Below are 20,180 nucleotides of genomic sequence, written 5' to 3' on the forward strand. Positions count from 1 at the left end.
ACATTCGAACGCTGGTAATTGCGATGTCTGCTAAGAGTTAATAGCGGAATATAACGCTGCCGGCACCATGCTTAAACGCTATGTGCATGGCATCGGCAGTGACGACCCGTTGGTAAGCTTTGACGGCAGTGGCACCAGCAGCCCGATGTATCTCTTGGCAGACGAGCGCGGTAGTATTATGGCGGAGACTAATGCTTCTGGTGCTGTAGTACAAAAACACCAATACGGCCCTTACGGCGAGCCGATTAATCAAAGCGCATCACGCTTTCGCTACACCGGCCAAATCCTGCTGCCCGGCACCGAGCTTTATCACTACAAAGCACGGGTGTACCATCCGAAGTTAGGCCGTTTTCTGCAAACCGATCCGATCGGCTACAAAGACGGCATGAACTGGTATGCCTATGTCGGCAATGACCCGATGAATGCGGTGGCTCCGGATGGGACTTGTAAAAAAGATGGTGTTGGAACACGTATTTGTGGTGGAGTTTCTGTTAATAGCTCCGAATTTACGGCTAGTTCAAAAGTGAGTCGATCAGAAGTTAATTTTGGAGAGCGTCTTGAGTGGAAAGAAACAGGAAAAACCAAAATTGTGGATGGTGGCAAAGTCGGTGAGTCACGTGATGATATAAACAACACAATAGATCTTGCATTCTCGTTAGGTGGACATGTTATGAAAGAAGGGATTAAGAAAACTCTCGTAGAATCGGCGAAATTTCCGATTGCTTATGATGAGTATTCAATCAAAGTAACGTTGAAGGAATCAGAATTATATAGAATTAATTACCGTTCGGATGTTGCCGGAGACAGTCCATACTCAAGTATGGAAACAATTTTGAAAATAACTCCAACAGGAACAACAAGATGGGCGGAGTCTGCGCGAAGTTTAACTGGACCAAGATTGAAATGGTGTGCACAACCAAATTGCCCTGCAGGAGTTGAATAAATGAAACCAATGCCTTTCATATGTGCTGTTTTAATGATTGCGTCTGAAGTGGTGTCGCTGTTAATGTCTACCTCGCATGGGGGAGGTATATATAGCGCTATAGGTATAGATATTGAATACATTCAGGCTGAATGCGCTAAAATAGTTGCATTGTCGGATGTTAATCAATGCTATATCGATGGCATGAGAGCCATTACCTACATTACAAGGTGGCCTTACGTCATCGCATATGCCACATTGTTTTTACTGTCTTTCTATAGCGTTAAATCTTTTATTGTCTGCGTGACGATGTCTTTTTTATTCATGACATATGGTTTCATTGTTGATGGCTTTAACTCGGTAGCACCTTGGGTAAATTTGTTTGTATTGCTAGTTTGTGCTTATCGAGCGCGACGAGTGATCTATGGCACTTAAAATATTTAAAGTTTAACTAATTCAAGTTGGGGATCCCATAGTTTCCACCGAGCTATGGGTGTTCTTCTTTAGTTCTCAGACTAATCCCACAATGTCCGCAACAGCAGCAAAGCGGTCATTTAGTTTTTCCAAAAATAAATCATTTTTAGATCTACTATTCGCTCATAGCTAACAACCACTATCCATCAGTCTTAAAAGCTAAAAAGGCCAGTATAAAACAGTGGCCTTTTGCTCAAGCTTTGTAACAACCAAGAGTTTTAGCTTTGCTTGGTTTCAGCCTGCAACTTTTCCAGCTGTGCCCATAATTCTTCTGCTTCTGCGGTTAAGTCGGCAAATAAGCGCATATCGCCTTTTCGCTGGGCGAGCATAGCTTGCTCGGCTTTGGCATCGTATTTTTGGCGTAGGGCTTTGATTGGATCTCGTTTAAAAAAACTAAACATGGACTGGGCTCTTTGGTTGAGGCGTTGGGTTAACGCTGTGGCTTGAGTAAATCTGTATACGTCAGCACTCAAGGTTTTGTTCAACTGACGAAGAACAAAACCTTGTGCTGAGTGAGTTTGAATCTGCTTCAGTTGATTTTCTGGAATGTCATTTCATTAAAAGACAGGCTGGTGACTTTTTTACCATCAAGCTTAAAGTTGGCGATTTCTCCTGAGTTGGGTACCCAGCCTAGCCGTATTGCATCGGGTTGGTCATAGCCAGTCGCCACAGTCTGTAGTTCTCCCCATTGCAGTTGCGGTTGCTGTTTGTCGGTCAGTGTCAGTTGAATATCACCCAGTTGCGGGTGGCGATAGGTGCCTACATAAGCTGCTGCAGGCAAAGACAGCTGAAAAGTACGCCCCTGAATTTTTTGCTGCTCTTTTAGCACGGCTTTTGGCAGGCCAGCTGCTTTTACCCACAAATCGTCAAAGCGGGCGGCAACTTTGGTTTTTATATTGGCTTCGTTCAGTAACAAACCATAACTGTAATCGGCAATCAGATTAGTGACATGGCCACTTAAAAAGTCTTCGTTGTTCAGCACCACTAAACCAATATTTTTCTCCGGAATAAAAGACAAGTGAGCGTGAAAACCAGCAAAACTGCCAAAATGATGCAGCATGCGCTCACCTTTGTAGTCACCGCTGTACCAGCCCCAGGCGTAACCTGAGCGTTTAAAATCGTTGTAGTTGCTGTCTGTGACCACTTCGGTCTGTTGTGCTTTTTTAATTACAGTTTCAGGAAAAACTGAGTTGCCATCTTGCATTTGCGCTATTAAAAATTTGGCCAGATCCGGCGCTGTGGCCAGCATGCCACCCGCCGCATGCATAGTCCGATCGGTTTTTTGCAGATACAACTCTTGTGCTGGGTTGGGGCTCATTGCTGAATAAGGTTTAGCCAGCATCCAGTTTTTGCGCTTCGCTTCGCTGACCAAAGTGGAGCTGTGCTGCATCTGCAGTGGTGTAAAAATCAGTGTTTGTAGCTGTTGTTGCCAGCTGAGATCAGACTGCTGATCCAGCCAGGTACTGAGGATGTTGTAGCCCACATTGCTGTAATTAAACTGGCCTGTTTTGCTTTCTGCATCCGGATAGGACCCGGCCACCAGAGCTTTTAAAGAGGCTGGGGTGTGAATGCCGCTATAAGCTGTGGCCCAGACTAAAGGCTGATTATCCAGACCAGACTGATGCGTCAGCAGTTGTTTGATTGAAATTTTACTGACATCAACACCCCTGAATTGAGTATCGGCAAACATCTGTTGTAAGGAGGTGTTGGTGCTCAGTTTATTTTGCTGTTCCAGCAACAAGGTGGCAAAAGCGGTAAAAGGTTTAGTAGCCGAAGCAATATAAAACACAGTGTCTGGCTGGACTTTTTGCCGGGCTTTGATGTCAGCATAACCAAAGTAGCCCTGATACAGCACTTTGCCATCTTGCACCAGGGCTATTGCTGTTCCTGACTGAAGCTTGGTTTGAGTCTTAGTTTTTTCAATCAGTTGTTCCAATGGGGCAAAATCTTTGTTGCCAACTGCATAGGCTGAATGCATAACAAAGGCCGAACTTGCCAGCAGGCCGAGAATGATGTTGTTCATGATGGCTCCTGATCGTCTGTAAGTGGCTTGGTGTTGTAACGCTGCTGGTACTGTTGACGGTAGTGCTGAAATACCTGATTTTGCGTGGTAAAAGGGTGCAGATGTGCGGTGTTTTGCAAAATCTGTTGTGCCAGTTCCAGATTGGATTGGCTTAGCGCTTGTTTTAGTTCGGTCAGGATCAACTCATAAGCCAGGCCTGAAAATATATTCATATTCATCAGGGCACTGCTGCTCTTAAAGGCTTGGATCAAGTCTTTTTTGTTGGAGTGCAGTAACGCCGTCACAAAATGCCGGCCATCAGCACTGAGCTTAAAACGGATGGTGTCGGTTCTGGCATACACTTCTGTGCCATTTTGCCTTAAGGTCAGGAGCACTCCGGGTAAACTCACTTTTTCATAGACTTTCAGCCGCACTTCAACGCCTCGTGCGGCGGCCTGTTGCAGTGCTTCGGCAAAATACATCAGCGCGTCAGGTTCTATGTCCGCCAGAATTAAATGCTGTGCTCTGTGGATAAAAGCTAAGGTTTCAGACCGCACCTGGTCCAGATTACTTAACTGATACACTTGTTCGTTTTCATCCGGCTCAGGCAAGGCATCCAGTTGTTCGGCCAAAGCCTCTATGGTCTGACTAAACTTGCGTTGTTCACTGTCCAGCAACTGGCGCCAGGGCACGGCGCAGTAAATTTTTTTATCCTGATGGGTCTGGATCACTGCGCCTTTTTGCGTCAATGACTCCAGGCCTTTGTACACATTGGCAACGGCTTTATTGATCTGTTTGGCCACTGCATAGCCTGTCATTTCGCCTTGAGTTAAAAGTGCAAGGTAGAGATCAGTTTCAAGCTCGGTAAAACCCAGTTGATTTAATGGAATTTTAGACATTCTTTCGTACTTGTTTTTTAGTAGTATTTTAAGCTACTACTAAAATGAAGCTTGAGCAAATACCTTGTGTAACTTTTGATGTCAGTTTAGTTTGTCTGAACAGGAGCTGTGTCTTCCAAAGCGATGCAAAGGGCAGAGCATTAGAGTCTGTGGAGGGGCAAGTTGTATTCATGCAAAGATGTCGCACAGAAGTTGATGCAGTTGATGCGGAACAGGCCGCAGATGTCTGCGCAATCTCAACCATAACATCGAATCAAGTTTGCTGTGCCCTCAGGCACAGCTCCAATAGATAGCAGTTGGTGGTGAACTCCCTGAGTTGTTTATTCAGCTGCTACAGTGACAACCACTTTGCCATTATTGCTTGCCGTTGCTACTTTTTCATAAGCCTGCTCTATGTGGCCAAAGTCAAACTCTTCCGGATCAAGTCGCACAGCGAGCAGCCCTTGTTCTGTCAGTTGGCTGGCACGGCGCAAAATAGCGCCATGTTGTGCTCTGTGTTGACCTGTTAATAACGGCAGTAAAGTGAACACACCTGAGTAGCTGGCGGCTTTGAATGATAAAGGCGCTATGCTATGTGTACCCCAGCCGAGACTGCTAACTACATGGCCCGTATAAGTTTTTACCGACTGAAAAGCCAGATCCAGACTAGTGCCGCCCATAGTGTTGTAGACAATATCAAAGCCTGTGTTGTTGGTATGTTCGGCCAGATACTGCGCTACAGTGGTGTGCCGATAGTCGATAAATACAGCACCGAGAGAACGGATATAGTCAGCATCTTTGGCTGAAGCTGTGGCATAAACTTCTGCACCAAAAGCTTTAGCGAGTTGAACTGCGACATGACCGACACCACCAGCACCGCCTTGCACCAGCACTTTATGTCCTGCTGCGACTTTGGCTCTGTCTATCAAACCTTCCCAGGCTGTGATCACCACCAAAGGCATTGCAGCGGCCTGACGCAGGCTGATATTAGATGGAGCTTTGGCCAGAAAGTCCGCATCCACTAACTGATACTGAGCTAAGGAACCCTGCTGACCTGCTACACCTCCCGTCATGCCGTACACTTTGTCGCCTTTTACAAAGTGATGGATATCAGAGCCTGTTGCTACCACTTCACCTGCCATATCTATGCCCAATACCGCAGGAAAAGGCTGTTTAGCATGGGCTGCCAGTCCTGCTCTGATTTTCAAATCCAGTGGGTTGATGCCACTGGCTGCTACTTTTACCAACACCTGGCCTGGTCCGGGTTGAGGAATAGATTGTTGGATTAACTTGAAACTGCCGTTGGCTTCACTGATTTGTAGGGCTTGCATGCTGTATTGAGTGCTCATCTGAATGTCCTCTGCTGTGTTCGGCGCCCTGTTATTGGGCTGAATGCAGTATTGCCCATGCTTAAAAGAGCTGAAATCAACTAATATGCATTGATGCTATGCGAAAATGCATGAGTAAGTTGAAGAGGCAGCTATGGAACATTTGGACTGGAGCGATATCCGTTTATTTCTGGCGGTGGCGGAGCAGGGCACTTTAACGGCAGCTGCACGTGCTGTAGGTTTTACTCAGCCCACTTTAGGCCGACGAATTCAAAGCCTGGAGCAGAGTTTGGGGTTGAAGCTGTTTCAGCGCACAACAGAAGGCTTTCTGTTGACCGAGGCCGGGCTGGCTTTATTGCCTGCAGCTAAACGTATGGCCGAAGAAGCGGATGCGGCGATGCGGCAGTTGGCCGGTCAGGAAGTAAAACTGACAGGGACCTTACGTATTTCGTCTTTTGACTGGTTTAGTCATTCTGTTTTGACGGACTGCTGTGCTGAATTTTTACAGTTGCACCCAGATGTCAGCATAGAGCTTCTTAATGACAGCAGACTGTTTAATCTGGCGCGGCGTGAGGCGGATCTGGTATTCAGGCTGCAGGCTTTTGATGAGCCGGATATAGCGCAGCGTCAGCTGCTATTGCTGGATTATGGCTTGTATGCTGCCGCTGATTTTGACCTGAGTTTGCTCAACACGCCAGAGCAGCTCAAATTGATCAGCATGGATAATTATTTTAGTGATTTACCCGACGTGGTCTGGCTTAACAACCAGTTTCCGGGCGCAAAGCTGGCGTTTAGCAGCAATAGCAGAGAAGCGCAGGCCAGATTGTGTGTCGCGGGGCTTGGGCTTGCCGTGTTACCTGTGCGGCTGGCTGAGCAAATGCAGGGATTGCAGCAACTGCCTGTTGCCAGTGCGCCGCCATCACGGCCTATCTGGTTGGGCTATCATCAGGATTTACGCCATCAACGCAGGCTTAGAGCTTTTATAGACTTTATAACGCAAAGGCTTGGTGCTGCTAAATAGCTGCAGTGGTGTAAAACAAAAGTCCGCCGATCATTAAATCAGGCGGACTTTTTTAGCTGGGTAGACTCAATGCCTTGTTACAGAGCTTTTAAAATCGCGTCCACAGTGGCTTTGGCATCGCCAAAACACATTTGGGTATTATCTTTATAAAACAATGGGTTGTTAACACCCGAGTAGCCAGTGTTCATCGAACGCTTAAACACCACTACGTTTTGTGCTTTCCAGACTTCCAGCACTGGCATGCCAGCGATAGGGCTGGTTGGGTCTTCAGCAGCTGCCGGGTTGACCGTATCGTTGGCGCCTATCACCAGCACTGTATCTGTATCAGAAAAATCTTCATTAATTTCATCCATTTCCAGTACTATGTCATAAGGCACTTTGGCTTCAGCCAGCAGCACGTTCATATGCCCGGGCATACGACCTGCCACAGGGTGAATACCAAAACGTACTTTAATGCCACGCTCTTTGAGTTTCAGGCAAATCTCCGCCACCGGATACTGCGCCTGAGCGACCGCCATGCCATAACCCGGCGTGATCACCACAGAGCTTGAGTTTCGTAGCAAATCCGCCACATCTTCAGCGTTGATTTCGCGGTATTCACCTTGCTCTTCGTCGCCTGAACTTTGTTTGGCATCGACCTGACCAAAACCTCCGGCGATGACAGAGATAAAAGAGCGGTTCATCGCCTTACACATAATGTACGACAGGATAGCGCCGGACGAGCCGACCAGAGCGCCAGTGACAATGAGTAAGTCGTTCGACAGCATAAAACCTGCAGCAGCAGCGGCCCAGCCTGAGTAGGAGTTCAGCATAGACACCACCACCGGCATATCGGCACCGCCAATAGAAGCGACCAGATGCAAACCAAAGACTAAGGCGATTAACGTCATCAGCAGCAACGCAGTTTCACCACCTTCGAAGCTGACAAAATAAACCAGCAGCAGAGCAGATGCGACTAAAGCCAGCAAATTCAGCTTATGTTTATGTGGAATACTTAATGGTTTGGAGCTGGCTATGCCACGTAATTTGGCAAAAGCCACGATGGAACCTGAAAAGGTCACAGCGCCGATAAACACTCCCAAAAATACTTCGGTCAAATGCACTGTGAGCGCTGCACCTGCGGTTGTATGAGTTTCAAAGAAGCTGTTGTAACCCACCAGCACTGCGGCTAAACCAACAAAACTATGCAAAATGGCCACTAATTCTGGCATTTGCGTCATTTCTACTTTAAGCGCCAACCGCAGGCCTACAGCACCGCCTATCGCCAGAGCTATCACTAACGGCAACATGGCATCCATACTAACGCCCGCAATGGTGGCGAGCAGGGCTATGGTCATGCCCAAAATACCCAGCCAGTTACCGCGGCGGGCTGTTTCCTGTTTAGATAAACCGGCTAAGCTGGCAATAAAAAAAGCAGCCGCTACCAGATAGGCTGAAGTGATTAATCCTTGTGTCATGGCTGTTACTCCCCGCCTTTGGTGAACATCTTCAGCATGCGCCGTGTGACGGTAAAGCCACCTACTATATTAATGGTGGCAATCAGTACGGCGAAAAAAGCCAGCGCCTGTACCAGCAGGGAATCGCTGCTGATTTGCAGTAAAGCGCCCAAAACTATAATGCCGGATATCGCATTGGTGACCGACATCAAAGGCGTATGCAAGGCATGAGTCACGTTCCAGACAAGGTAATACCCCACCACGCAGGAGAGTAAAAACACCGTAAAGTGTGCTAAGAAGTCGCTGGGCGCTGCGTAACCTATCCAGAGCAGTAACACTGCCGCTATGCCGATAAACCAGTTGGAACTGATTGATTTTTTCTCTGTTTTTGCAGTTGGTGCAGCACTGGCCACAACAGGTTTGGCCGCAGCTGTCACACTGATAGCTGGCGGCGGGAAGGTGACTTCCCCCTGATGTACTACAGACATATTGCGGATAATCACATCCTGCATATCCAGTACCATCTGACCATCTTTGGTTTTACACAAGAGCTTGGCCAGATTCACCAGATTGGTGCCATAAAGCTGTGAGGACTGGGCCGCTAAACGACCTGGTAAGTCGGTGTAACCTATCACTTTGACACCTGATACCGTTTCGGTGATTTGACCTGACTTTGTGTATTCACAGTTGCCGCCTGTGGCTGCCGCTAAATCAACAATGACAGAGCCGGGTTTCATCGAATCGACCATTTCTTTGGTGATGAGCTTTGGTGCAGGCCGGCCCGGAATAAGGGCCGTGGTGATGATAATGTCGACTTCTTTGGCCTGCGCGGCAAAAAGAGCCATTTCAGCGGCAATAAATTCATCCGACATCACTTTGGCGTAACCACTGGATGAAGAGCCATCTTCGGCAAACTCCAGTTTTAAAAACTCACCACCCAAAGACTCAATTTGTTCTGCCACTTCAAGGCGGGTATCAAAAGCCCGCACTATAGAACCCAAAGAACGGGCCGCACCAATAGCAGCAAGACCTGCCACACCAGCGCCAATCACCAGCACTTTTGCAGGTTGCACTTTACCTGCTGCGGTAATTTGACCACTTAAAAAACGGCCAAAACTATGAGCCGCTTCAATCACAGCGCGGTAACCGGCGATATTTGACATCGAAGACAGGGCATCCAGTGACTGAGCGCGGGAAATACGTGGCACCATATCCATCGCCAATACATTCACACCTTGAGCCGCAAGGCGCGCCACTAACTCCGGGTTTTGTGCTGGCCAGATAAAACTGACTAAGGTACTGCCTTTTTGCAGTAAATGGATTTCCTGCTCCGTCGGCGCATTGACCTTATAAATCAGCTCACTGGCCCAGAGCCTGGTGCTATCAGCTATGCTGGCACCAGCCTCTACATAAGCCTCATCGCTAAAACCTGCGCTACTGCCAGCGCCACTTTCTACCAGTACAGTAAAACCTAATTTGCGTAGCTGTTCCGTTGTCGCTGGGGTGGCCGCCACCCGGGTTTCGTCGTGCAGTTTTTCTTTGGGTATTGCAATAAACATCCTGACCTCTTGTCCTGTTTTCTTATTGGATCCTGCTAAGCAGATGGATCTGTAGCCCCTATCAACCAGGATAAAGGCATAGCAGTTGAGCTGGTTGCCGCGGCTAGGTTTGCTTCTTCCTGAAGGGACTACCACTGTGCTGACATAAGAAGATGATGTCAGCACAGGCTCGGTCAGGTCGTGCTGCTGCGCCAGTCTTTGTAGTGCCGAAATTACTGTTTTTTGTAGAAAAAATCGGCGTAACGACTATAGGGCAAGGTCAGACCAATTGACTAATGCCTTTTAGTTATAGCTTAGAGGATAGTTATAGCTTAGAGGGGGGCGGCAATTACAGTTTTGCCGCGAATTGAATACAGGCCGAACAGCAAAGTGGTCAGTAATAACAAAAGCCCTGAGTGATACGTCAGGGCTTTTGCATTGCGGCTTTATTAAGAGAGTTATTGCGCAGTCGCTTCTGCTGCTTCAACGATAAGTTTGGCAACCTGCTCTGGTTTGGATGTCATTACCACATGAGAAGCATCTTTGATTTCAACAATCTTTTTAGCACCAGCACGCTCTGCCATAAATTTCATTGCAGCGACCGGGATATTTTTGTCCGCTGTGCCGTAAATCGCCCATGACGGAATTTTTTTCCAGGCAGGTGCTGCTGAAGCTTCATGCAATGCCGCTTCAGTCACCGGGCGCTGAGTGGCAGCCATTAACGCGGCTTCAGCTGCAGATACATCTGCTGCAAACTGAGTGTGGAATTTGTCCTGTTGAATGTACAAATCTTTATTGCCATCTTTTAATACCACCGGAGCCGCAAGGGTTGGGCCTAAAGTGCCACCAGGGTAACGTCCTGATAATTCTGCAATATTTTCACCTTGTTCAGGAGCAAAAGCAGCGACATAAACTAAAGCTTTCACTTTGTCTTGGTCTGGTGCGATTTGGCTGATCACTGAACCGCCATAGGAGTGACCGACTAAAACCACAGGCCCTTTGGTATTGGTGACTACATCTTGTAAATAAGCGGCATCACTTTTTACGCTGCGTAGCGGGTTCGCCAGAGCTATGACCGGGTAACCTTGTTCGTGCAGTTCAGACACTACACCGTTCCAACTGGATGATTCAGCAAAAGCACCGTGTACCAATACCACTGTAGGTTTTTCAGCGGCAAAGGCGGCGGCGCCAAAGGTCAGGCCGAATGTTGCGATAGCTGTAGTGAATAAACGTGATTTGAAATGAGTCATGTTCGTTTCCTTTTGGAGTTGCAAGCTGAGTTCGTTGGCTGCGCTCTTCTTCGTGCGCCTGCCTCATGGGTCTTTCGCTCGCTTCAGGCAAGAGGGGGTCGTTGTTTCCTCTTGGTCGCGGCTGTGAGTATAGTAAGCTGCCATTCTTTTCTTTTGGGTTCAAATGGTCTAATTTATGCAACAGATCGTCTAAATTATTGATTTTCGGATCTGGAGAAAAGTGTGGACCGGCTATCAACCTTGCTTGCTCAATTTGGCATGCATGCCACTACTATCTTTGGTGGTGTGCTTAGCGCTGACATGGCTTTTGATGCAACGGACAGGACAGCCAAGCTGCATTTGTTGCGCTCTGGTGATGCGGCATTTCAGCTGGATCAGCAAAAGCCCGTTGTGATCACTGAACCCAGTTTGTTATTTATTCCACGGCCTTGTGGTCATAGCTTGTCTGCCAGCTCAGAGCAGCAGGTAGAACTGGTGTCAGCTGCATTGAGTTTTGACGGCGGGCTGGATAATCCGCTAACCACAGCTTTACCTGCTTATGTCGTCATGCCTTTGGCTGATCTTGCAATGCTTAGCGGTAATCTGAATTGGTTGTTTGACGAGGCCTTTGCGCAGCATTGTGGCAAAAATGCGGTACTGAACCGTTTGTTCGAGTTGGTGGTGATCCAGTTATTACGTTACATGATGGCTAATCGTAGTGTATCGACCGGTATGATGGCCGGGCTTGCTGATTTAAGGCTATCAAAAGCTGTGACTTTAATGCACGACCAGCCCGCGAAAGCCTGGTCTGTGGCTGAGCTTGCGAGCGCAGCCAGCATGTCCAGAGCAAGTTTTGCTGCCAAGTTTCATAAAGTGGTCGGTATTACCCCAGCCGATTATCTGGTGAGCTGGCGGGTAAGCCTTACGCAAAAAGTACTGCGTGAAGGTCGTCCCATCGCCCTGATCGCTGATGAAGTGGGTTATGAAAGCCCATCGGCTTTAGCCCGGACCTTCAGACGGAAAACTGGTCATAGCCCCAGGGAATGGTTGCAATTGCAGAGTCTGCAATAACACGTTAGCCGGTTTTAAACTTGGCAGTGGCCTTGGTATAGAGCTGTTCATAAGATTCTCTGCGTCTGGTACCGAGGCTGGACTGCAGACTTTCATCTGTCACTCCAACCCATTGTTTGGTTCGATAAATCATACCGAGATCCATTTCTACTTGGGTATCGTGATGGAAGCGGTCTGGCAGGGTTGAGTTGTAGTCTTCTATCTGCTGAATAATTTGAGCGTCAGTGAGTCCTTCTGCTTTGCCCTCTTTAAAAATAGCGATCCGCTTATCTACATGCTGGTCAATCATCTGCTCGCTTTTGAGCCACTCGTCATAATTGACGATGTCGGTGGAATCCATCCAGCGGGGCGGATTAGTTTCAGTATTGATGCGTAAACCATCTCTGCGATACACCATATCTTCCAGAGGTGTAGCTGGATCTGGGGCTAGTCTGTGAGGCGCAGACACGTAGGCGTCTTTAATCAAAAAGGCTGGTGTGCCGTTATAGCTTTTTTGCAGCTCCAGAGCTTTTTCAGACAGAGTTACGATAGCGCTGGGTGCTCTGTAGGCGGTGTCCGAAGTGTCTTCTGCATGGCTAACAGGCATAGCTGGACCTGTCTGTAATACGTTGTTGGAACGATCCAGAGCCGCAATTGAATTTTTACCAAAGCTCTCTATTTTACTGAATAAACTGATCATCATTATCCCTTTGATAGCTCATGTTCCCTGTGGATGTTGCTAGGGTTGCAGCTTCTGTGCCTGAGTTTTTAATGAGGTTATAAAAAAGTGAATTTATGTTGTGGCTAGGGTTTTGCCGACAGGTTGGCAGCTTAAGGCGGGCTTGTAGGGGTGGATTTCTGGTGGCAGAGTGGCAATTATTTTCCGTAGCAAAACTCTGGAGCGGAACTAAATTTCAGTGACTTGTATAAAAAAGCCCATGTAATTCATGGGCTTCTTATTATAGAACCAAGAGATTGTCAGGCTGGTTCAGAAGCCTGTTCAGCTTGTCCATCCTGATGCTGTTTTTTGTATTTTTGCGCAAAAGTTAAAATTGCCATGCTGATGCTGCTAAAAATCAAAAAGCCTGCTGTCACAGGAATTACAGTACCGTTGTACATTTGGCCTATCACTGTGCCTATGCTCATCGACATAATGGATGAAGTAGAGCCAATAATGGCAGCCGCTATACCAGCTACATGGCCCATAGGTTCCATTGCCATGGCGTTGATATTACCAAACACCAGACCAAAGCAGAAAAACAGCACGGACGCATACAACACAAAAATCCATAGCTGAATGTCAATCACCCAATGCAGCGCTAAAAATACTGCTGAGCTTAAAATAATGCCCCAGACCGCACGGTTAGATAAATGTTGCATGCCCCATTTTTGCACCAGGCGGGAATTGACTAAAGAGGCTGCGCCAAAAACTATCGCCAGTAAGCCAAAATACAAAGTGAACAGCTCACCTGTTTTAAACAAGTCCTGGAAAATTTGTTGCGATGAATTCAGATAACCAATAAAGCTGCCAAAAAATAAACCCATACACACCATGTAGCAGACCGTAGGCACATTGCTGATCACTTCTTTGAAACCTTCAGCAAATCCTTTAGAACTCATGGCGATACGGTGCTCTTTGGGCAAGGTTTCCTCTAAACGGCAGAAAATCCACACGACAATGAGCAGCGCATAAAATACATAAAGGATAAAAATATCGCGCCATGAACCTATCCATAACACCACCTGACCTAGGCTTGGTGCTAAAGCCGGCACCATCACGAATATCATCATCACCAGCGACATAATGCGTGCCATATCATTGCCGGAGTATTTATCCCGCACTATAGAAATAGCCGAAACATAAGGGCCTGAAACCCCTAAACCCTGCACAAAACGGCCGAATAATAAGGTGTTGATATCGGTGGCGACATAACAGATCACAGTACCGACTAAAAACAGCACTATGCCACCGTTTAAAACTTTCTTACGGCCTGTCGCATCCGACAAAGGGCCACAAATCAGCTGGCCTATCGCCATACCAAAAAACAAGGCACTGACCACCAGTTGCGCCTGATTGGGGTGACTCATCGAAATATCAGCACGAATAGCGTCCAGCGCTGGCAATAAGGCATCAATAGAGATAGCAACAATCGACATTAAAAGTGCCACCAGCATAGTAAATTCGCCGGTGGAAATACGCGATGTGGGTGCATGAGTAGAGTAATCAGACATGTACTGCATTCCTTGTTTAAAACGGCCTGAAAAAGGCGCGGCTAGTGTAACGCTTTTCACAGACCAGAGTGTTGGGAAATGTAAACAAATTCTACATGGGTCGGTTGAGAGTGGGGGGAATCGACAGGGATAGTGGATCATTTGGCTCAGGCAGAGAGTCGATCGGACACAGCCAAGACACCGCGTCAGATGACGAATACGTCCGACTGGGTTTTTGTTCGTGTTAAAGCCAGACTCACCACAATGGCTTTATTTTTTCCGCATTTCTTTTTAGTTGAGCTGAAATGTTATTGTTTAACTCAAGCCAGCTAAAATCTTTATTCCAGAACTTTTTAAATTCTTCTCCGCCTTGTGAATGATCAAGCATTTCTTTTAAATCAAATACTTTTGAAAAATTGTTTTCGTTGACGTCATAATCTGACCAGCCTGAGCTGCCAAATTTCAAATGCGCTAAGAAACCAGACTTAAAATCCCTGGCTGCGCTCATAAAATCTTCGTTGGCATTCAATGTTTCTAGTATCAAGGCTTTTTCGTCATGACTTAGTTTGCCTGTAATTTCTGGTTCACCTGATTGATTCAGTGCTATAGCCCAGTCTTTATTGACTAATTCAGGCTGCTTGCTTTTTATCTCAGACATTATGTTGTCATACTGAGAAAACATTCTTTCAACGGATTGAGACACTTCACCGCCAGGCATGTAAAGATTAAACATGGCCGTCGAATTCCTGAGTAGCGCTTTTTCTTCAATTTCCGCAGTGGTCAATACATGATTGGACACTATAGTCATTGACTTGTGGTAGGTTGGGGCAGGTTCCTGATGCTGATTTTTGTGATAAGTATCTTCGGCGAGTTGCGTTAGCTCACGAGTTAATTGTTCTGAACTATCTGTGTCTTTTTTGATGTGCAGTGCTGGCTTGTTTGGCGGTATGTGCAACGCCTGACTTATCCCTTGTGGCTCCACTTTCATCTTACTCTCCTTGTTGTCCGTCATCAGATTATTGTCGGCAAAAACGTTTTTTACTTGAGTATTTTTATCAAAAAATTTACCTCCTGTTTGCTTTTCAGTGATGGTATTCCCCCAAAAAAGTGAAAGAGATTTCCCCGTTCTCTGGTTTATCCATGATTAGAACGTGTTCGCTGCAAAATCGGGGGGGCTGGCTAGGCTAATTTTTATAAGTTCGGGCTCAGCTGAACGCTGTACTTCTGCATCAGTTATTAGTGATAAGCTGCAATACAGGTTGTGCCCGACGGCCAAAGTAGATTTGAAAGGTTTCTTGCTGACCTGCAGCCAGCGTCAGCTCGAATGACTGGGGATAAATCCGGCTGCAGTCCGCCATGATAGCCACTAGATGTTCCTGATTAAACATACGCTGGCCACTAGCTCCATTTGTCACCGTAATAGTGGCGACCCGCTCCCCGTTATCCGCCGCCAGCAACGCGTAGTGATCCAGCACCAGATCGCTACGTCTGGGCACCACATCTTTATCACGCTGGCAATTAAGCTCTGTATTCTGAAAAGGCGAAGGTTCAAACCGCAGTATTTGATCCCGGTCCGGTTCATAGGCCTGTGCACCGGTGGACAATAGTGCTACTAGCAACCACTTCTTCATCATGACCTCAAAAGTTGCAAAAAAGTTAAGTTAATCTATCAGGCTTAACTTGCCAAGCAGCCAGATGTTTGAAATTGTAAGCAGGATGCTGTTTTACAACTCTGCATCCGGCTGAAAATCTTCAGCCAGACTGCTGAGTTGCTTCAGCTCTGACTCTTTTTGTTTTTTCTTTTGTTGCAAATGATAGATAGCAGCCAGGCAAAGCGGAGCGACTATGAGGCTGTAAAAAACCAGCAGGGTCGGGGTCACCTGAGCGATTTGCCACCACTGCATCAGCCATAACAAACCAGCAAATACCACCAGTGCAGCACAGGATAGCTGGGTATACAGGTAATAGCGTAGGGTTAATGTACAGGCCCTCGCCCGAAATTGTACCAGCCCGCCGCTGCTCCAGTTGTCATATTCCAGTATAGGTTTGTGTACTGTCCAGGCGACATAAGCGGAACTGAGGGCTCCGCTTATCAGAAACAACGCAGACAGATAGCTCAGCCAATCAGGAATGTTAAATGCGAGCCAGAAGGCGGCAATAAACATCACAGCAGCCCCGAACCACTCGCCGTACATCAACCACTTTTGTTCAGCCTGGCGCTGTTTAGCTTGGGTTAAATCAGCGCTATTGGGTGGAAGTTCTGTTGCTGTGGGTTGTTGTTGCCAGCTTTTGGCCAGAGCGGCAAAGTCAAAATTATCTGCCATGGTGCATGATCTCCATCAGTTCTGTTTTGGCGCGATTTAACCGCACTCTCACTGCGCCCTGGGTTAATTGCAGGATCTCTGCGATCTCAGGTGCGTCTAAATCTTCCATCGCCAGCAAAATCACCTGACGGTTCGCTGGGGAGAGTTGCCTGACAGCCCGCAATAGCTGCTGGCTTTGCTGCTGTTCGTCGACTTCTTGCGACGGACAATCCTGTAGCAGCAGATGCTGGGTGTCCTCATCTAATTCCTGCCAGTGCTGGCGTTTGGCGCGGGCTATATGATCGACAGTCACGTTGTGCACTATGCGAAACAAATAAGCCCGCGGCAGCTCTGCAGCCTGAATACGTTCGGCGGACTGGTGCAATGCCAGATAAATATCCTGTTTTAAGTCCTGTCGTGCAGCGGGATCGGCCTCTGAAGCCATCAGAGTGCGGCTGATCGCACCCTGATTTTGTTGCCACAGCTCTAACAAAAACTGCTCAGCTGTTACAGTTTTGTGGTCGGAACTAGCCAAAAAAACCTCCCTGTTCAATGTATTAGAGTCTTTATTGAAGTTATCACTCTGTCAAAAGTAAGTCTGCCCCAGCTGGCAAAGTGTTACAAAAATAAATAAAAAAAATTCTGTAACGGCTGAAGAAATACTCCCGACTTCTTAAGCAAACACAGCAACTTTATTTTGGTTTTAAGGAGTCTTCACATGAAAACACTGCATGTAAAAAAATCTGTCGCGCTTTGTCTGATGGCCCTGTGGCCTGCATTACAGGCGGTAGCCCAGGCCCCTGTTGAACTGGCACAAAGCGTGTTGTATCACAATGCCACTTTACTCAATCCTGCGACAGAGCAGTTGGTTCAGGATGGCTGGCTACTGGTCAAAGAAGGCCGCATCCTACAAATGGGCCAACAACAAGCGAATACAAAATTACCTGAAGCCAGCAAAACGGTGGATATCAAAGATCAGTATCTGATGCCGGGTCTGATTGATGTGCATTTGCACCTGACTGCAGGGCCACATCGGGCTGAGATGCAGGATGGTAAACCTGTAATCAGTGTGAAAGGTCATAGTGAGCTGACGCGCTATCACGCCATCAGCACCTTAGCCACCGGAGTGACTACAGCCTTTAGCCCAGCAGGCGAACCAGAAGCCAACGCTGAATATGTCGCGCAGCAACAAGCAGGTAACTGGCCCGGCCCCAAGTTAAAATACGCTGGTTTTGTTTTCGAACCTACGCCAGTGTTAGGTGGCTCTGTCTATCCAAAAGACGAAGCAAGCTGGCGCGCTGAGATTGCCCGTCAAAAACAACTGGGCGTTCACTACATTAAGTTATACGCCGGGCTGAGCAAAGGCGAGGTTGCGCTCGGAGTGCGGTTAGCCAAAGAAGCGGGCCTGAAAACTCTGGCTCATCTGGATAGCGTCAGTTGGCAGTATGCAGCGGATCTGGGTATCGACATGCTAACCCATGCGTTGCCAACCAGTGCTGAATTACTGACAGGCGATACAAAACAGGCCTATTTGCTTGAACGAAAAAATCCATATGACAGCCGTTATCTGTACCGGTGGTTCGACTATGTCGACTACGACAGTGAGCCAATGCAAAAGCTGTTTAGCACTCTGGCGCGTCAACAAACCAGAGTCGACCTGACCTTAGTTGCCAATGAGTTGTTCTACTTTGGCCGTGACTTGAACAGCTTATATCCGGAAGAAAATATGTGGGTCTTTCACCCGGAAAATCGTAGCCGCTGGCGCGCCTTTTTTGCTGCGCTCAGTTATGACTGGTCAAAAGAAGACTTTGCCGCCGCTCAGCGTCAAATGCCGAAGGTAAAGCAATTGCTTAAACGTCTTTACGACGCCGGCGTGCCGCTGGCGATAGGCACAGATTTAAGCGCCAGCGGTCCTTTTTATTTGCGCGAATTGTTACTGACTCAGCAGGCAGGTCTGACGCACTGGCAGGTGTTGAAGCTGGCCACCAGCGGCGGGGCTGAGCATCTGGGGCTGACTGATTATGGCCAGCTGAAAACAGGCTATGTCGCTGATTTTATCGTGCTCGATGCCAATCCACTTAAGGATTTGAACGCGCTGAACACTGTGCATACCGTAGTGCAGCAAGGCAAAGCCTGGTCTGTGGACGAGCTGAAAGCTCAGTTGGCTTCGCTGTCAAATCTGAAACTTTAATTTGAACCCTTACACACTAATTTATTTCACAAGCTTAACGAGGATAGATGGATGGAAACTTTAAATGACTGCGTGTCTGAGCTGAGCAATCAGGTCGCATTGACCGATGCCGAATTTCTGGTGCTCTTTATGGTGTTCTGGCTGGTTGCCGCTGTACTGCAAAACAAATTTGAAATGAACAAAAACGAGGAATAACCCATGGAAACTGTACAACAATTTTTCGATACCTTTGTCCAGGCATGGCAACAAGCTGATCTGGTATTTTTAGTTGGGTTTGGCACGCTTTTTCTGCTGATTTGGTTTTTACCCAGCCTGCTGGCATTCGTTTTTAATCGCCAGCATGCCGGCAAAATTGCCTTACTGAATGTGCCGGCTGGTTTTTCCTGGATAGCCTGGGTGGCGTTAATCGTTTGGGCTGTGACAGGCAAACTGAGCAATAAACTGGCTGAAAAGGCGCGCTTAAAGCCAGTGGCCTGATACAAGGCTGTTATAACTGTACGCTATCACCTTCATTTAAAATTAGCAGCGGCACCTGACTGTTCAGTTGTCGCTGCATATGCAATAAGCGTAAGAGTGGCGAATGTGAACTGATGTCCCCCATCTGCCAACTCCCATTACCATAGCCCCAGGGGATCATCACTTTGCAACCCAGTTCTGTCGCCGCCACTAACGCATCTTCAGGTGTGGTATGCACATAACGATACCAGTCAGCATGCTCTTCATGATGATAGGAGGCTATCGGCAGCAGGCAGATATCAATATCCCCATATTTTTGCTGAATATCTTTAAAATGCTCTGAATAGCCGGTATCTCCCGCAAAAAACAAAGTGTTTTCACCGTGCTCTAACAACCAGCCTCCCCAGAGGGCCTTATTGTCATCGTTAAACAATCTGCGGTTATTAAAATGATGGGCTGGCACCAGATGGATGCTGAGCTCACCTTGCTGGCTTTGGCTGTACCAGGCCTGCTCAATAATGTGGTATCCACCCTTTGGCATGTAATCCGCCATCCCCAGAGGCAGGTAATAAGTTGGCTTATTGCCTATTTGTTCGATGCTCTGGTGGCTGAAATGGTCGTAATGCAAATGGGAGTACAACACGGCATCTGTTTCTGCCAAAGTGGTACTGCTGATAGTCGGGGTGTAAGGTCTTTTGATAATGCCGGCAAACCATTGCACCCAACGGACCGGCCAGTCAAACTGGCCAAATACAGGGTCCAACAGCAGTTGCTGGCCATCCGGTGTATTGATCACAAAGCTGGCATGACCCAGCCATTGCACACCAAAACCAGTAGTTAACTCAGGTGCTTGCTGAGCTGCAGTGTAGCGGCAATCCTGACCCGGAGTATTGCACTGCAGCGCCTGATCCGCCGGATAGCAGTTTGCCTCACAGTGCGCCGGATACTGCCGCTGCCCCAAAGGCGTGCGATACAGATTACGGTAGGCACCCTGATGTTCACCTTGAGTGATCTGTGGCAGTACTGCATCTTTGTTTACCTGACGCTGAACCTTATTCGGTGTGCTGCAGGCGCAAAGCAGCAGCACACCGATGAGCAACATAGCTTTTGGAGTCAGCTTTGGTCTCATTAATAGCCCTTA

The 20,180-nt window shown here is 47.5% G+C and carries 21 protein-coding genes; 7 read left to right on the forward strand and 14 right to left on the reverse strand.

Translation table 11 applies throughout. The features are described from left to right. The first annotated feature begins 67 nt into the window (after nt 1-67). Complete coding sequence (locus IEW88_RS07620; protein ID WP_147903854.1) at nt 68-943, forward strand: RHS repeat domain-containing protein; 876 nt, start codon at nt 68-70, stop codon at nt 941-943. Beyond that, complete coding sequence (locus IEW88_RS07625) at nt 944-1,357, forward strand: hypothetical protein (protein ID WP_147903853.1); 414 nt, start codon at nt 944-946, stop codon at nt 1,355-1,357. A 257-nt stretch (nt 1,358-1,614) separates the two neighbouring features. On the opposite strand, the gene IEW88_RS07630 is transcribed toward IEW88_RS07625, so the two are convergent. The 4 genes from IEW88_RS07630 to IEW88_RS07645 all read right to left on the reverse strand — a co-directional run bounded on the left by IEW88_RS07630 (nt 1,615) and on the right by IEW88_RS07645 (nt 5,625). After that, nucleotides 1,615-1,797 carry a DUF6435 family protein gene (locus IEW88_RS07630; RefSeq protein WP_053423688.1) on the reverse strand — a complete coding sequence of 61 codons (183 nt, stop codon included), beginning with the start codon at nt 1,795-1,797 and terminating at the stop codon, nt 1,615-1,617. 128 nt (nt 1,798-1,925) lie between these two features. Continuing rightward, entirely contained in the window at nt 1,926-3,419 is a 1,494-nt protein-coding gene (locus IEW88_RS07635; protein WP_147903852.1) for a serine hydrolase, read from the reverse strand. Then, complete coding sequence (locus IEW88_RS07640) at nt 3,416-4,297, reverse strand: TrmB family transcriptional regulator (RefSeq protein WP_147903851.1); 882 nt, start codon at nt 4,295-4,297, stop codon at nt 3,416-3,418. Before IEW88_RS07640 ends, IEW88_RS07635 begins: the two co-directional genes overlap by 4 nt. A 320-nt stretch (nt 4,298-4,617) precedes the next feature. Then, nucleotides 4,618-5,625 carry a zinc-dependent alcohol dehydrogenase family protein gene (locus tag IEW88_RS07645; RefSeq protein WP_147903850.1) on the reverse strand — a complete coding sequence of 336 codons (1,008 nt, stop codon included), beginning with the start codon at nt 5,623-5,625 and terminating at the stop codon, nt 4,618-4,620. 133 nt (nt 5,626-5,758) lie between these two features. Between IEW88_RS07645 and IEW88_RS07650 the strand changes: the two genes are divergently transcribed. Next, the gene (locus IEW88_RS07650; protein WP_147903849.1) at nt 5,759-6,625 is read left to right on the forward strand and encodes a LysR family transcriptional regulator; all 867 of its coding nucleotides are present in this window, start codon (nt 5,759-5,761) and stop codon (nt 6,623-6,625) included. Nucleotides 6,626-6,702: 77 nt separating this feature from the next. Here IEW88_RS07650 and pntB read toward each other — a convergent pair whose 3' ends face one another. From pntB to IEW88_RS07665, 3 genes are all read right to left on the reverse strand, one after another. Beyond that, a complete protein-coding gene (gene pntB, locus IEW88_RS07655; RefSeq protein WP_147903848.1) occupies nt 6,703-8,082 on the reverse strand; it encodes a Re/Si-specific NAD(P)(+) transhydrogenase subunit beta in 1,380 nt (459 codons plus the stop codon). 5 nt (nt 8,083-8,087) lie between these two features. Then, on the reverse strand, nt 8,088-9,620 hold the full coding sequence (locus tag IEW88_RS07660; RefSeq protein ID WP_147903847.1) for a Re/Si-specific NAD(P)(+) transhydrogenase subunit alpha: 1,533 nt from the start codon (nt 9,618-9,620) through the stop codon (nt 8,088-8,090). Between the two features lie 437 nt (nt 9,621-10,057). Continuing rightward, the gene (locus tag IEW88_RS07665) at nt 10,058-10,849 is read right to left on the reverse strand and encodes an alpha/beta fold hydrolase (protein ID WP_147903846.1); all 792 of its coding nucleotides are present in this window, start codon (nt 10,847-10,849) and stop codon (nt 10,058-10,060) included. A gap of 222 nt (nt 10,850-11,071) precedes the next feature. On the opposite strand from IEW88_RS07665, the gene IEW88_RS07670 reads away from it, so the two are divergent. Continuing rightward, the gene (locus IEW88_RS07670; RefSeq protein WP_147903845.1) at nt 11,072-11,899 is read left to right on the forward strand and encodes an AraC family transcriptional regulator; all 828 of its coding nucleotides are present in this window, start codon (nt 11,072-11,074) and stop codon (nt 11,897-11,899) included. Between the two features lie 4 nt (nt 11,900-11,903). Here IEW88_RS07670 and IEW88_RS07675 read toward each other — a convergent pair whose 3' ends face one another. The 6 genes from IEW88_RS07675 to IEW88_RS07700 form a co-directional block, all read right to left on the reverse strand. Next, the gene (locus IEW88_RS07675) at nt 11,904-12,578 is read right to left on the reverse strand and encodes a hypothetical protein (protein ID WP_185148570.1); all 675 of its coding nucleotides are present in this window, start codon (nt 12,576-12,578) and stop codon (nt 11,904-11,906) included. A 278-nt stretch (nt 12,579-12,856) separates the two neighbouring features. Then, nucleotides 12,857-14,110 (reverse strand): multidrug effflux MFS transporter, encoded by a 1,254-nt coding sequence (locus IEW88_RS07680; protein WP_147903843.1) that lies wholly within the window; start codon nt 14,108-14,110, stop codon nt 12,857-12,859. Nucleotides 14,111-14,345: 235 nt separating this feature from the next. Beyond that, nucleotides 14,346-15,077: a hypothetical protein gene (locus IEW88_RS07685; protein WP_147903842.1), complete on the reverse strand. Its 732-nt coding sequence runs from the start codon at nt 15,075-15,077 to the stop codon at nt 14,346-14,348. Between the two features lie 241 nt (nt 15,078-15,318). After that, complete coding sequence (locus IEW88_RS07690) at nt 15,319-15,720, reverse strand: hypothetical protein (protein ID WP_185148569.1); 402 nt, start codon at nt 15,718-15,720, stop codon at nt 15,319-15,321. A 93-nt stretch (nt 15,721-15,813) separates the two neighbouring features. Beyond that, complete coding sequence (locus tag IEW88_RS07695; RefSeq protein WP_147903840.1) at nt 15,814-16,413, reverse strand: hypothetical protein; 600 nt, start codon at nt 16,411-16,413, stop codon at nt 15,814-15,816. Continuing rightward, nucleotides 16,403-16,927 (reverse strand): RNA polymerase sigma factor, encoded by a 525-nt coding sequence (locus tag IEW88_RS07700; RefSeq protein ID WP_147903839.1) that lies wholly within the window; start codon nt 16,925-16,927, stop codon nt 16,403-16,405. The genes IEW88_RS07695 and IEW88_RS07700 overlap by 11 nt, the downstream gene beginning before the upstream one ends. A 183-nt stretch (nt 16,928-17,110) precedes the next feature. Here IEW88_RS07700 and IEW88_RS07705 point away from each other — a divergent pair, with 183 nt between their 5' ends. The 3 genes from IEW88_RS07705 to IEW88_RS07715 are packed head-to-tail and all read left to right on the forward strand — an operon-like array spanning nt 17,111 to nt 19,060. After that, a complete protein-coding gene (locus IEW88_RS07705; protein ID WP_147903838.1) occupies nt 17,111-18,583 on the forward strand; it encodes an amidohydrolase family protein in 1,473 nt (490 codons plus the stop codon). Between the two features lie 51 nt (nt 18,584-18,634). Further along, nucleotides 18,635-18,778, forward strand: coding sequence for a hypothetical protein (locus tag IEW88_RS07710; protein ID WP_185148568.1), 144 nt, complete (start codon nt 18,635-18,637; stop codon nt 18,776-18,778). A gap of 3 nt (nt 18,779-18,781) precedes the next feature. Further along, nucleotides 18,782-19,060 carry a superinfection immunity protein gene (locus IEW88_RS07715; protein WP_147903837.1) on the forward strand — a complete coding sequence of 93 codons (279 nt, stop codon included), beginning with the start codon at nt 18,782-18,784 and terminating at the stop codon, nt 19,058-19,060. 10 nt (nt 19,061-19,070) lie between these two features. On the opposite strand, the gene IEW88_RS07720 is transcribed toward IEW88_RS07715, so the two are convergent. Then, on the reverse strand, nt 19,071-20,168 hold the full coding sequence (locus IEW88_RS07720) for an MBL fold metallo-hydrolase (RefSeq protein WP_221411391.1): 1,098 nt from the start codon (nt 20,166-20,168) through the stop codon (nt 19,071-19,073). Nucleotides 20,169-20,180: the final 12 nt, after the last annotated feature.

The sequence above is a fragment of the Rheinheimera tangshanensis genome (assembly GCF_014645135.1).
GTDB lineage: Bacteria > Pseudomonadota > Gammaproteobacteria > Enterobacterales > Alteromonadaceae > Pararheinheimera > Pararheinheimera tangshanensis.